This window comes from Paenibacillus rhizoplanae (genome assembly GCF_042684125.1).
In the GTDB taxonomy this organism is placed as follows: domain Bacteria; phylum Bacillota; class Bacilli; order Paenibacillales; family Paenibacillaceae; genus Paenibacillus_AQ; species Paenibacillus_AQ rhizoplanae.
In genome coordinates this window covers 14251-28622 of record NZ_JBHUKY010000011.1, presented here as the reverse complement: position 1 = coordinate 28622, position 14372 = coordinate 14251, and the positions used below count along the sequence as shown (strand labels likewise).

General features: G+C 55.9%; 9 protein-coding genes. All 9 read right to left on the bottom strand.

Features of this window, described 5'->3' with window-relative positions:
* Positions 1 to 83 precede the first annotated feature (83 nt).
* Entirely contained in the window at positions 84 to 2126 is a 2043-nt protein-coding gene (locus tag ACFSX3_RS03780) for a methyl-accepting chemotaxis protein (RefSeq protein ID WP_209992042.1), read from the bottom strand.
* Between the two features lie 268 nt (positions 2127 to 2394).
* The gene (locus ACFSX3_RS03775) at positions 2395 to 3717 is read right to left on the bottom strand and encodes an SEC-C metal-binding domain-containing protein (RefSeq protein ID WP_209992043.1); all 1323 of its coding nucleotides are present in this window, start codon (positions 3715 to 3717) and stop codon (positions 2395 to 2397) included.
* Between the two features lie 211 nt (positions 3718 to 3928).
* Positions 3929 to 5194: a phosphoribosylamine--glycine ligase gene (gene purD, locus ACFSX3_RS03770; RefSeq protein WP_209992044.1), complete on the bottom strand. Its 1266-nt coding sequence runs from the start codon at positions 5192 to 5194 to the stop codon at positions 3929 to 3931.
* 23 nt (positions 5195 to 5217) lie between these two features.
* Positions 5218 to 6765: a bifunctional phosphoribosylaminoimidazolecarboxamide formyltransferase/IMP cyclohydrolase gene (gene purH / locus ACFSX3_RS03765; protein WP_209992045.1), complete on the bottom strand. Its 1548-nt coding sequence runs from the start codon at positions 6763 to 6765 to the stop codon at positions 5218 to 5220.
* A 705-nt stretch (positions 6766 to 7470) separates the two neighbouring features.
* Entirely contained in the window at positions 7471 to 8085 is a 615-nt protein-coding gene (purN, locus tag ACFSX3_RS03760; RefSeq protein ID WP_209992046.1) for a phosphoribosylglycinamide formyltransferase, read from the bottom strand.
* Entirely contained in the window at positions 8085 to 9125 is a 1041-nt protein-coding gene (gene purM / locus ACFSX3_RS03755; protein ID WP_209992047.1) for a phosphoribosylformylglycinamidine cyclo-ligase, read from the bottom strand. Before purM ends, purN begins: the two co-directional genes overlap by 1 nt.
* Positions 9126 to 9975: 850 nt before the next feature.
* Positions 9976 to 11472, bottom strand: a complete 1497-nt coding sequence (gene purF, locus ACFSX3_RS03750; RefSeq protein ID WP_209992048.1) for an amidophosphoribosyltransferase — start codon at positions 11470 to 11472, stop codon at positions 9976 to 9978.
* Complete coding sequence (gene purL / locus ACFSX3_RS03745; protein WP_209992049.1) at positions 11457 to 13703, bottom strand: phosphoribosylformylglycinamidine synthase subunit PurL; 2247 nt, start codon at positions 13701 to 13703, stop codon at positions 11457 to 11459. Before purL ends, purF begins: the two co-directional genes overlap by 16 nt.
* The gene (purQ, locus tag ACFSX3_RS03740; protein WP_173141348.1) at positions 13681 to 14370 is read right to left on the bottom strand and encodes a phosphoribosylformylglycinamidine synthase subunit PurQ; all 690 of its coding nucleotides are present in this window, start codon (positions 14368 to 14370) and stop codon (positions 13681 to 13683) included. Before purQ ends, purL begins: the two co-directional genes overlap by 23 nt.
* Positions 14371 to 14372: the final 2 nt, after the last annotated feature.

The window sequence follows — 14372 nt, the reverse complement described above, 5'->3', positions numbered from 1 at the left end:
TAACATACTCTTCCAAGGACTTTTTTTCAACCCTTGTCCTCTCCACGCAACATAGCATCCACCGATAGAGGAATTATAGAAGCCTATACCTTAAACCTCGACACCGCACTCAGCAGCTGCGCCGAGCTGAGCTTAATCTCCTCCATCTCCGCTACGATGCTGCCGGACCGCCCGATGATCTGCTCCGCTCCGGCAGCGATCACTCCCGCTCCTTCCGCCCCCTCATTCGTTGCACTGCCCGTCTCGCTGATCGCAGTAAGCATGCTCTGGATGGAAGCCAGCAGCTCTTCCGAGGTGGCGCTGAAGTCCGTCACCAGCTCCTCGATATACCGGGCATCCTCACTGTACCGCTCTCCGGTCTCCTGCATGGCATCGTAGTCCTTCTTCACCTGGCTGTCCATGAAGCCCAGCATACTCTCCGCGGCCTCCACCAGATTGGACACTGCCTCAATTACCGCTCCGGTCACTCCCTGGATTTCAGTCACCGTCTCACGCGAGTTGTCCGCGAGCTTACGGATCTCCTCCGCCACTACAGCGAACCCACGGCCCGCTTCCCCGGCCCTTGCCGCCTCAATTGAAGCATTCAGCGATAGCAGGCTGGTCTGGGCGGCGATCTCCAGAATAGCGCCCGTAAGCGTACTGATCTGCGAGATCGATCCCGACTGTTCAATGGCCGTGCGCAGCTTCTCTTCACTAAGCCCGTACACGGTATCTGCTTGTGTGCGAGATTCCCACGCTCTCTCCTTCAGCCGCTCCGCCCGTACGTTAATTTCTCCGGCGGCTTCCGCCCCCTCCTGGGCTTTGCGGGCAATTCCGTTGATCGCAGCCTCGATCTGGGTCGTGCTGGCGTTCATCTCCTCCATCGAGGCGGCGGTCTGCTGAAGGCCTGCCGACAGCTCCTCCGTAACCCCCGAGATATCGGTGATGCTGCCGTCCAGCACGAATACGTTCTGCTCTGTATTCCCCACCGCGCCAGAGATACTCTGCGAGCTATGCATGATCTCCTGAATCAGTGACTGCTGCGAGGCGATCATATCGTTGAAGCCCTCAGCCAGCACCCCGATCTCGCCTCCCGCGGTCACCCTAGCCCTTACCGACAGGTCTCCGTCCTTCGCCTGCCCGAACGCAGCCGTGAGGAGCGGAATCTGCTTCAGAATACTGCCCGAGACCAGATACAGCAGGACAGACAGCACCGCGATTGAAGCAATAATGGAGAGGAAGAAAATCAGCTCGAAGCGCTTCAGCTCCAGCTCCGCATGCTTCTGCGGTACGATCAGTGCGACTGACCACTGGTTAGCCACAGCCGGTGAATAGGATACATAGCTGGGCTCGCCGTCTATGTCCGTCCGGATGACATTCGAGCCCCACTGCAGCATTTTATCGCCGACAGCCTTCCACGCTCCACCCAGATCAGCCATCTTCTTCAGCAGGATATGATCCGGATTGGGATGATAGATGAAGGTCCCCGTCTCATCAACCAGCACGGCATAGCCGCTGCCCTTATAATTAAAAGCGCCGAGCGCCGCTGTAATCTGCTCAATCGAAATATCTGCACTCGCCACACCGATCAGCTTGCCTGAATCATCAAGCAGCGGTGTGCTGACACTGACGACCATTTTCCCCGATCCGGCATCGATATAAGGATTGGTAATCGTAACACGCTTGTTCGCAGCCGTAGCCGAATACCAGCTTCGCTCCTTCAGCACATAGTCTGCCGGTGGCTCGAATTCATCCTGGGTAATCACCTTGTTCACCGCATCCAGACCTATGTATACATTGAGCAGATCCTTATTGTTATTCTTAATCAGGTTCAGCGTCTGGATCAGCTCCGCGTACCCGTCCGTATTCTTCAGCGTCTGCGCATCCTTCACTCTCAGAATGAAGTCGCGGAGGTAGGCGTTGGCATTGAGCAGCGTCACACTGTCCACAGCAGGCTGCAGCAGGTCATTGACCTGCACCCCGATCTCCCCTTTCTCATACGTCAACGAGCTCTTCAGCCCGTCCACGATAAGCTGCTCGGCATTGCTGTAGATCACTGCAGACACCGCCATGAAAATAACCACCACAGACAAAATCACTGACAAAAACAGCTTGCCGCGAATCCCCATATTCCTTAATGCTTTCATAGAACTCCCCCATCCCCATGTCAATAGACTCAGGCCATAAGCTCTACCTGCGGCTATTCTCTGTCTTTTCGACTTATTTCTGCAAAAAATCCCTTTATCCCTTTACCGTTTCTCCGTAAGCTGTGAAAAAACTGTGACCATGTCAGGTATTTTCTCACGAATATCATGTCAAACACCCGATCCCCCGTATTCCCGCTTGCTCATGTCAGATTTTTTGCCAAAAAAACACAGCCCCGAAGGACTGTGTCTGGTATTTCATCTATAGCGTCTATTGCTTCAGCATCCACTTAAGCAGATCCGGCAGGCTCGCCCACAAGCGCGAGTGCATAATTACATATTCAATCGCTTCATTGGGATCACCCATACCGACAAAATCCGGAAGATTATGCGGCAGCCGCTTCACGCCCAGCAGGTAATCCGGCACATGCTTGTTCACTCCGCGGGCTATGCGGTAGAGCATTTTGAGCTGCGAGGTGATACCGTTCTTCTTGAACTCCAGTACAATCCGGTCATAGGCAAAAGCCGCCGCCGCATCCTCTTCACCGTAGTTCTTAATGATCCGCTCTGCTTCTTCAAGCTGGTTGCTATACAGGTATACAGCAGTCAGCAGATAGCGGGCACCGGTATTATCATCCTTATTCAGCTCCAGAATATGCTCTAGCATCTCTGTTGCTTCCTCCGCCTTACCGCCGAACCAGCAGGATTCCGCATAGCTCTGACAGATACGGATATAAGGGCGGGTCTCATAGAGCCCCCAGAAGAACCCTTTATGCTTCGTAAAATAAGACTCGCCCAGCTCCCGTCTGCCTGCGGCGATTCCCGCCTTCAGCAGCTCGCGGGCGTCCTCCTCATTCTCCGTTTCCTCGGCCAGAATAAGGTAGGCTTCCGGGCTGTCCGGATAGAGTTCCAGCGCCTTCTCCGCCAGCTGGATCCGGCGCTTCGCAGAGGTTGCCTCCATGGCTTGGGCCAGAAGGGCCTGTGCCTTCTCCTGCGGAGTTTCCGCTCCGTTCAGCGCCATCAATTCGTCCGCTTCCCCGGTCATGCCGTATTCCTCGACATAGTTATAGATCTCTTTAACCTTGCGGGAGATCGTGGCCGTAGTAACCGCGTATTTGTCCACCAGCTCCGCCTGTGACAGCATGAAGCCGTATTCCTCGGACAGCAGGTATTCGATCGCCGCACAGAAGGAGCCTGTCTTCTTCACGGCCGGCTTGGTCTGGCGGGAGAAGCCGTTCCACAGCAGCAGTGCTTCCAGGATCAGCTCCCGGTCATACTGCTCTCTCATGTGCTCGATCAGCTCCAGCGCCAGCTGTTCATGGGCCGGATGCTCCCAGTTCAGCTCCTTCGCCACCATCTTCTTCAGCTTGGGCAGCGTAAGCTTGCCCGCAGCAGGTGCAGCACTTACCGTAGTCGGCTGTTCCTCGTGCACGATTACACCGGGTATGGTTACAGGCGCTTGCGCCGCTGCATCCCCTGCGTTAACCAGCCGCAGCATCGACTGGGCTGCCAATCGGTCTTTCTCCATGCAGCATTTCTTATATTTGTTCCCGCTTCCACACGGGCATAAGTCGTTTCTTCCTACCTTACTCAAAACTAATTCCCCCTTAAATCAGTAACTGTACATCCGCATAAGCATCGCTGTTATTGTACTATTATAACATTCGTTATGGAATTGTTAAAAAAGGCCTTTCCCTAGAAAGGAAAGACCCTTTATCTGTATATATCCGCACATTTTCCCCCGTACGAGTTGTATTATAGCACTTCTCCTACAACTTGTCAGTCCTTTTTTTGGGACTTTCTCCTCAGACTAATGCCTTCATTGCGATATCACTGCGGTTCTGTTTGCCCGCAAACGTAATACTCTCCGCACTGGCATAGGCCGATGTACGTGCTTCGGCAATGGTTGCACCCAGGCCTACCACCCCAAGCACGCGGCCGCCGGTGGTCACCCAGCCGCCGTCTTCGCTGCGTGCGGTTCCGGCATGGAAGACCAGCGCTGAGCCGCTGTCTTCCAGCCCGCTGATCGGCACTCCCTTCGGGTAAGGTCCGGGATAACCCTCCGAGGCCAGAACCACGCAGACTGCGGCCTCTTCGCTCCACTCGATCGGAATATCGGCGAGTCTGCCTTCGGTCACAGCGAGGAAAATCTCTAACAGATCGCTTCGCAGCCGGGGAAGAACCACCTGTGTCTCAGGGTCCCCGAAGCGGGCATTGAACTCAATCGTCTTCGGTCTGCCGTCCGGCGAGATCATCAGCCCGGCGAACAGCACACCGCTGAAGGGACGTCCCTCGGCAACCATCGCTCTGGCAGTCGGCTCAATAATCGTCTCCACCGCTTCACGGATGATCGCTTCATCGATATGCGGGAGCGGGGAGTAGGTCCCCATGCCACCCGTATTAGGTCCTTTATCGCCGTCGAATACAGGCTTATGGTCCTGGGCCGCAGCCATCGGCCGCACCGTCTCGCCATCCACGAATGCCAGAATCGACATTTCCTGCCCGGCAAGGAACTCCTCAATAACTACCTGTGCACCGGCTTCCCCGAAGACCTTGTTGACCATGATCTCCTGAAGGGCCTGCTCCGCTTCCTCCCGGGAATATGCCACGGTTACCCCTTTGCCTGCGGCCAGGCCGTCCGCCTTGATGACAATCGGCAGCTCCTGGCTCCGCAGATAGGCAAGTGCCGCCCCGTACTCACTGAATTTCTCATAAGCGGCTGTCGGAATGCTGTATTTATGCAGCAGATCCTTCATGAAGGTCTTGCTGCCCTCGATCTCTGCGGCATTCTTGCGCGGACCGAATACAGGGATATCCTGTGCTTCGAAGGCATCCACAATGCCTGCCGCCAGCGGATCATCCGGTCCGATGACCACCAGGCCCACCTTCCGTTCCTTGGCAAAAGCGGTCAGCTTATCGAACTCGAAGACGCCGATCGGCACACATTCCGCAAGCTGCGCAATCCCGGCATTGCCGGGGGCGCAGTAGATTTTACCGGCACGGGGACTGCGGGACAAACTCCAGATGATCGCATGCTCGCGTCCGCCGCCGCCGACTACTAAAATATCCATAAGGCTCTGATCCTCCCAGCGTGCTAGTGTTTGAAGTGGCGTACGCCGGTGAAGACCATGGCAATACCGTATTCATTGGCAACCTTAATCGATTCCTCGTCCTTGATCGAGCCTCCCGGCTGGATAACTGCTGTAATGCCCGCCTTCGCAGCCATTTCCAGTGTATCGCCCATCGGGAAGAAGGCGTCTGAAGCCAGCACAGCACCCTTCGCTTTCTCGCCTGCTTGTTCAATGGCGATCTTGGCCGCTCCGACACGGTTCATCTGTCCTGCACCTACACCGACCGTCATATCGTCAGCCGCCAGCACGATGGCGTTGGACTTCACATGCTTCACGACCTTCCAGCCGAACAACAGCTGCTTCAGCTCTTCTTCTGTAGGCTTGCGGTCGGTTACGATCTGCAAATCTTCGGAATTCACAGAGTGTACGTCGCTCTCCTGCACGACCATTCCACCTTCAACGGAGGTGACCACAAAGCTGCTCTTGCGGGATGCAGCGGTGCTGAGGTTGCCCAGTTTAAGCAGGCGGATATTCTTTTTCTTCGTCAGGATCTCCAGCGCTTCGTCCGTGAAGCCTGGGGCCAAGACGATTTCGAGGAAAATATCCTTAAGCAGATTAGCCGTGTCCGCATCAATAATCCGGTTGGCTGCCACAATTCCGCCGAAAATGGAGGTAGGGTCCGCATTGTACGCTTTTTGATACGCTTCATAGACACTTGTGCCCACGCCCACACCGCAAGGATTCATATGCTTCACGGCTACAACGGCAGGCTCTTCGAATTCTTTGACAATCTGGAGCGCTGCGTTCGCGTCATTGATATTGTTGTAGGACAGCTCTTTGCCGTGCAGCTGCTCAGCAGCCGTAAGGGTATCCTGCGCCGCCAGCGGCTTACGGTAGAACGCAGCCTTCTGATGCGGGTTCTCTCCGTAGCGCAGATCCTGGATTTTCTCATAAGTGACTGTATAGCGCTCCGGCAACGGTTCACCGGTGACATTCGCCAGATAATCGGCAATCAGGGCGTCGTAAGCCGCCGTGTGGCGGAAGACTTTGGCCGCAAGACGTTTGCGGGTTGCAAGGGTTGTATCTCCACCAGCGCGTACTTCTTCAAGCACATTCGCATAGTCGGCCGCATCGACCACTACACTGACAAACGCATGGTTCTTCGCCGCAGAACGCAGCATGGTCGGTCCGCCGATATCGATGTTCTCGATAGCCTCTTCATAAGACACATCCGGCTTGGCAATGGTCTCCGCGAACGGATACAGATTCACCACAACGAGGTCGATGTAATCAAGGCCAAGCTCATTCATCTGACGGGTATGCTCTTCGTTGTCACGAACGGCCAGGAGGCCGCTGTGTACAGCTGGGTGCAGGGTTTTGACGCGTCCATCCATGATTTCAGGGAAGCCGGTAACCTCAGAGATGCCAATGACCGGAACGCCTTCCTTCGCCAAAAGTGTGCTGGTGCCGCCTGTGGAGATAATTTCTACGCCTAATGCAGACAACTCGCGGCAAAAATCCACGATGCCCTGTTTGTCCGATACGCTGACGAGCGCTCTCTTGATACTCACTTTGAATAGTCCTCCTCTGGATTCACGCTAGATTATTGGGGTGGAGCAGAATGGATACAGCTATATGGATTGAATTAATGATTTTCTGTTTTGGGAATTAACCGTGACTCCAGAGAAGTTTTGGACTTCCGGCCGCTGCCCTTCTGCAGATTTCTTGATTTTTCCCATTTTTAACGGTGAAATCCGCAGACAAAGGCGGTCGCTACCGCTCCTACAGTTCCAAAATTCCCTTCCTCCACTTTTCCCTTAACTTAAATTCTCAAGTTCATTCTATATAGCTAGATTAGCTAAATTTCTGTCACAGCTTATTTTAGTTGGATTTTTGTCATCTAATTTCGGCAGGTAAGCACGTAGCGGGGCAGTAGTTGGAAAATATACACTTAAATAACGCCAGATAAGCTATATCACTCGATTGGGGTCAGATTAGCTGTACTTTTTCCACTTACGCTCCGCTCACCGCACCTATCAGCCAGATTAGTTGGAGAAAATCCACCTATCACTGTAGCTTAGCTTATTGGGTTGGGAATACTATAAACCATTAAATTAGAATTACCTTGTAACTGTGGATGATTGCCGGAACTTCCGTCAATTTCTGCCGCCCCTGAAGTATTTCCCGAGAAATATCAGAATCGGCCGGGGTTTGCCTGAAATGTCGAAATAACTCCGGTCAAACAGCCGGCACAGGCAGCTATACAGCAACTTCGTTTAATCGCCAATTGTCGTCATTCTTCCGTTTAATTCCACTTTTCCGGCAGCAAAAGCACTCACTATCTCAGGATACAGCGCGTATTCCACCTGATGAATGCGTGCAGCCAGCGATTCGGCGGTATCTCCAGACTGGACCTCCACGCTGCGCTGGGCAATAACCGGTCCGGTATCCATGCCGCCGTCGACAAAATGCACCGTCACTCCCGTCAGCTTCACGCCATAATCCAGCGCCTGACCGATGGCGTCTTTGCCGGCGAAGGCCGGCAGCAGCGAAGGATGGATGTTGATGATCCGTCCGGCATACGGCGCAAGCAGCACGGGCGAGATCAGCCGCATGTACCCGGCCAGCACTACCAGCCCGATGTTCCGGCGCTGTAGTTCAGCCACAATCGCGGCCTCGTACTGCTCACGGCCCGCGAAGTCCTTCGGCCGCAGCAGCAGAGCAGGAATTCCTGCCTCCTCTGCCCGCTGTGCTACAGGCGCTTCCGGTTTATCCGAGACCAGCAGCTCTATGCTGCCTCCGCCCAGCCTGCCCTCCCGCTGTGCCTGGACCAGTGCAGCGAAATTGCTGCCCGTTCCGGAGGCAAAAACAGCGATTCGGCTCCACTCCATCAGACTTCAGCTCCCGTAAAGGTAACGATGCGCTCTCCTTCAGTAACCGTACCGATCCGGTAAGCCTCTTCCCCGCTGGCCTTAAGCAGCTCCAGCGTACGCGCTCCGTCCGCTTCCGCCACTACCAGCACCAGCCCCACGCCCATATTGAACGTTGTGAACATATCACGATTGCTTACCTGCCCCTTGCTCTGCATCAGGCTGAAGACCGGCTGAATCGGCCAGGAGCCGTAGTTGATCTCTACATTCACATGCTCCGGCAAGACGCGCGGAATATTCTCGATGAACCCGCCGCCGGTAATATGGGCCATGCCCTTGACCGGAAGCTGTTCCAGCAGAGCGAGCAGCGGCTTCACGTAGATCCGGGTTGGGGCCAGCAGAACGTCCACGAGCGGAGCGCCGAGTTCAGGCACTACATCGTTCAACTCGTAGCCGCCCTCCTCCAGCAAAAGCTTGCGCACCAGCGAGAAGCCGTTGCTGTGAATCCCGCTCGAAGCCAGGCCAATAACTGTGTCTCCAGGAGCGATGTCCGCTCCCGTCACCAGCTTGGCCTTATCGGCCACACCTACGGTGAATCCGGCGATATCATATTCGCCAGCCGCATACATGCCCGGCATCTCGGCGGTCTCGCCGCCGATCAGCGCGCACCCCGCCTGATGGCAGCCTTCGGCGATTCCGGCTACGATCGCCTCAATTTTCTCCGGCACGACTTTGTCGCAGGCCAGATAGTCGAGGAAGAACAGCGGCTCTGCGCCCTGCACTACAATGTCATTCACGCACATGGCTACGGCATCAATGCCAATCGTGTCGTGGCGGTCCGCAGCGAACGCGATCTTCAGCTTCGTGCCTACTCCATCCGTTCCCGATACGAGGACCGGCTCCTCGTATTTGTCCTTATTCAGGCCAAACAGGGCGCCGAATCCGCCAAGCTCGGTCATTACTTCCGGACGGTACGTGCGCTTCACATGCTTCTTCATGCGTTCTACCGCTTCATTGCCAGCCGCAATATCCACTCCGGCTTTCTTGTACGCTTCTGACACTTTTGGACACCTCATTTAGATTAGTTTAGAGCGCGGGTTCGGGGCGGCAGGGTATTGAGTGTGGTTTGTGGACGTTATTGCGATGGATATTTGGACTTCCGGCCGCTGTTATATTTGGATTTCCTTGATTTGAACCGCTGACCGCGGTAGAAATCCAAATATAAAGGCGGACGCTATCGCTCCTACAGTTCCAAAATCCCTCTCCATAACTTTCAAACCACCAGGTCAAACCCTTGCCGCAAGCCGAATTACGCGCCTTGCACAGCAGCAGCAAGATCTCGGCGCTGTGGGCGAAGCCCAGCGCCTCCAAGCGTACGGGGCGAAGCCGTGCGATCTCTCAGACGACAGCTCCTCCGATTTTGCGACAGCAAACAGGACAGGGGCGGGAGCTCTTCTGCGCACGGCGTGAAGCCGTGCGCTCTCTTAGGCGACAGCCCCTCCGATTTTGCGACAGCAAATAGGGCAGGGGCGGGAGGCTTCGCGCACGGGGCGAAGCCGTGCGCTCTCTTAGGCGACAGCCCCTCCGATTTTGCGACAGCAAATAGGGCAGGGGCGGGAGCTTTTCCTCGCACGGGGCGAAGCCCGTGCGATCTCTTAAGCGACAGAATCTCCGGATTTGCGCAGCAAACAGGACAGATTCTGGAGCCAAAACCTGGCGGGCAGCATGCCGCCGGGGCACCGCAGTGCCGTGAAGCGTGTCCCGGCCGTGCGCAGCACACAGGGACAAAGCGGGCACCCGCACCCACGCCTTCTTAGCAAGTTTAGAGCAAACTCCTACCGCCAAACTTTCGGGTGGCCGGAGGGCAGCGCCCTCCGGAATCCCCCTTCGCAAGGGGGACTTAGGGGGATGTTAACAGCTGCATCCGTCCTTCTCTTCCCCGCCGAAATCCACCTGCGTCGGGTAATCATTGTCGAAGCAGGACAGGCATAGGCCGCCTTTATAATCGTCACTATTATAGCCGCCGATGGACTGGATCAGTCCATCAGGGGAGAGGAACGCCAGGGAATCGGCGTTGATCTCCTCGCACATCTCTTCGATCGTCTTATACGAGGCGATCAGCTCGCGGCGGTCCGGGGTATCAATGCCATAGAAGCAAGGATTCTTGAACGGCGGCGAGGTAATCCGCACGTGAACCTCGAGCGCTCCGGCTTCGCGCAGCAGGTTGACGATCCGGCGCGAGGTGGTGCCGCGCACGATGGAATCGTCGATCATGACTACGCGCTGGCCTTCCACGACACGGCGCACGGCGCTCAGCTTCATCTTCACGCCTTGCTCACGCAGCTCCTGGCTCGGCTGGATGAACGTCCGGCCGGTGTACTTGTTCTTGATCAGTCCCAGCTCATACGGGATGCCCGTCTGCTCGGCATAGCCGATGGCTGCAGAGATACTGGAATCCGGCACGCCTGTTACGATATCGGCATCCACGAAGGCTTCGAGCGCCATCCGGCTGCCCATCCGCTTACGCGCGGAGTGCAGGTTGGAGCCGTTCAGATCACTGTCCGGGCGGGCGAAATAGATATATTCCATCGCGCACAGCGCTTTGCGCTTAGGCTCTGCGAAGCGTTCTTCGCGGAAGCCGTTCTGATCCAGCACCAGCAGCTCGCCGGGCTCGATGTCACGCACAAGCTGGGCACCGATTACTTCCAGCGCACACGATTCGGAAGCGAAGACATAGGCTTCGCCCAGACGGCCCATCACGAGCGGACGGAGTCCGTGGGTATCTGATGCGACAATCAGCTTGTCATTGGTCATCAGCAGGAAGGCGAAGCCGCCGACCAGCTGCGACAAGGCATCCTTGGTCGCTTCGACAAAATCCTTCTGCGAACGCGCAATCAGATGCGCCAGCACCTCGGTATCACTGGTCGTCTGGAAGATCGAGCCGCCCTGCTCCAGCTGCTTGCGGATCAGCGGTTCGTTGACGATATTACCGTTCGTGGCAATCGCCAGATCTCCGTCACGGTATTTGAAGACCAGCGGCTGCGCATTGGTCAGCCGGCTGTCTCCGCTGGTGGAGTACCGCACATGGCCGATGGACATGTCTCCCACCAGCGAAGCAATCTTGTCTTTGTCGAAGACTTCCTTTACAAGGCCCATACCGCGGTGATAGTTGAAGTCGCGTCCATCCGCCACGCAGATGCCCGCGCTCTCTTCTCCCCGGTGCTGCAGAGCATGCAGGCCATAATAGGACATGGAGGCGGCCTCCGGGTGTCCGAAGACCCCGAAGACGCCGCATTCCTCTTTTAACGTGTCAAAAATATCTCCCGAGCCCGTTCCTTCATTGTAAAAGTCGCCGGTCCACAGGATAGGGGCTTCCTGCTTGTTCCCGGTCTTTATTTCATAAGACATGGAATAGCATCCTCCCAAATGGTCTTCAGTTCGTTAACAGCTTCATCCAGTGCAGACGAACCGTCCAGTGTAACGCGCAGGCGTTCTCCGCCAACAGTTCCAATGATCTCTACAGGCACGCCGTATGCGGCAACTGCCGCCTTCAGCTCTTCTGCATGCTCAGGCGCCGAAGTCAGGATAATACGGGACTGGCTCTCGCTGAACAGTGCTACATCCTGGCGCAGTCCGCCGGCAGACAGCTCGATATTCGCGCCGATGCTGCCGCTGATGCAGCTCTCGGCGAGTGCTCCAGCAAGGCCGCCTTCCGACAAGTCATGCGCCGAACGGACCAGACCGCTGCGGATCGCAGCAAGCACAGCATCCAGCAGCTTGCGCTCTGTGGCCAGATCCAGCTCTGGCGGACGGCCTTCGGTCAAGCCGTGAACGGCATACTGGAATTCACTGCCGCCCAGCTCTGCCTTCGTCACGCCCAGCAGTAATACAGCATCGCCTTCCTGCTTGAAAGCCTGCGTTGTAATGTGATCGGTATCTTCAATGAGACCGACCATGCCGACAACCGGTGTCGGGTAGATGGACCCGGAGGCATTCTCGTTATACAGGCTGACATTCCCGCCGATCACCGGCGTATCCAGCACCCGGCAGGCTTCCGCCATACCGTCTACCGCCCGTTCCATCTGCCAGAAGATCTCCGGCTTCTCCGGGCTGCCGAAGTTCAGGTTGTCCGTAATCGCCAGCGGCTGGGCACCGGAGCAGACAATGTTACGTGCGGCTTCGCTGACGGCAATCCGACCGCCTACTTCAGGGTCGAGATAGACATAACGTCCGTTACAGTCCGTAGTCATCGCCAAGCCTTTGCGTGTACCATGGATGGTTACCACTGCCGCATCGGAACCCGGACGAACCGCCGTGCTAGTGCGGACCATGTAATCGTATTGGTTGTACACCCATGCTTTGCTTGCTACGGTAGGCGACCCCAGTACGGTGCGCAGCGCGCCGCCCAGATCGGTCACTTCTTCATAACGAAGCGTATCAATAGAGGCATTCTCCTCATAGTAAGCAGGAACTGCCGATGGTTTGTTATAAATAGGGCATTCATCCACCAGAGCCTTCACCGGCATATCGCCGACCACTTCGCCGTGATGGAACAGCTTCAAGCGGCCGTCGTCGGTCACCTTACCCACCTTGCGGCAGATTACACCCCAGCGGTCAAAAATCTCCTGCGCCTGCGCCTCATCCTTAGGCTCCACCACGAACAGCATCCGCTCCTGAGATTCCGAGAGCATCATCTCATAAGGGGTCATGCCCTCTTCACGTTGTGGCACCTGATCCAGATACAGCTCCAGACCGTTGCCTGCCTTGCTTGCCATTTCCGCACTGGAGCAGGTCAGTCCGGCAGCGCCCATATCCTGAATGCCTAGTACAATACCGCTGTCGATCAGCTCCAGGCAGGATTCCATGACCAGCTTCTCCATGAATGGATCGCCGACCTGAACCGCCGTCCGCTTCGCTTCCGACTCATCACTAAGCTCAACCGAGGCGAAGGTCGCACCATGAATCCCGTCACGCCCGGTAGGAGGACCCACATAGAATACGGGATTTCCTACCCCTTTGGCGACACCGCGCTGGATTTTATCGTGATCAATCAGACCAACACACATCGCATTGACCAGCGGATTCCCGTCATAGCTGTCATCGAACATAATTTCCCCGCCGACAGTAGGGATACCGATACAGTTGCCGTAGCCTGCGATCCCGGACACGACATGCTCGAACAGATACTTCACCCGGTCGCTCTCAAGCTTCCCGAACCGCAGGGAGTTCAGCAAGGCCACCGGTCTTGCACCCATGGAGAAAATATCGCGGATAATCCCGCCCACCCCGGTCGCCGCGCCCTGATAAGGCTCTACCGCCGACGGATGGTTGTGACTCTCGATTTTGAAAACAACCGCCTGGTTATCCCCGATGTCCACGATGCCCGCGCCTTCGCCCGGTCCCATCAGCACCTTCGGTCCACTGGTCGGGAAACGGCTCAGCAGCGGCTTCGAGTTCTTATAGGCACAATGCTCGGACCACATTACGCTGAATACGCCGATCTCTGTATAGTTAGGCTTACGTCCCATGAAGGAGGTAATGAGCTCATATTCGCTGTCCGATACCCCGAACTGACTGTAGATTCTCTGCTCCGCGATCTGCTCTGCGGTCGGCTCCTTAGCGGATACTTGCTGCGTCATAACGATCCCTCCATGTCTTGAGAATGGATGTGAACATCCGTTTTCCGTCTTCCGAGCCCAGCAGGCTATTCGCTGCACGTTCCGGGTGAGGCATCATGCCGACTACATTGCCCGCCACATTGCTGACTCCGGCAATATCAGCCACCGAACCGTTCGGGTTGTCACTGTAGGTGAATACAATCTGATTATTCGCCTGAAGCTCAGCCAGCGTCTCTTCATCACAATAGTAATTGCCTTCGCCATGCGCGATAGGAATGACGATCTCTTCATCCTTCGCATAGTCAATAGTAAACGGGGTTGTGTTATTAACGACCTTAAGTACCGTGTCATGACAACGGAACTTCATCGACATGTTGCGGCGCAGCGCGCCCGGCAGGAGACCCGCTTCCGTCAGAATCTGGAACCCGTTGCAGATGCCAAGCACGAATTTGCCCTGCTCTGCCGCCTTAGCCACTTCAGCCATTACCGGAGCGAACCGGGAGATTGCGCCGCAGCGCAGATAGTCACCATAAGAGAAGCCGCCCGGCACGAGGATGCAGTCATACGCCGACAGGTCTGTCGCTGTATGCCATACATAATCTACTGGTTCGCCGAGGCTGTCTTCTACTGCCTTGTAGCAGTCAATGTCACAATTGGAGCCTGGAAAGACAAGTACAGCAAATTTCATGA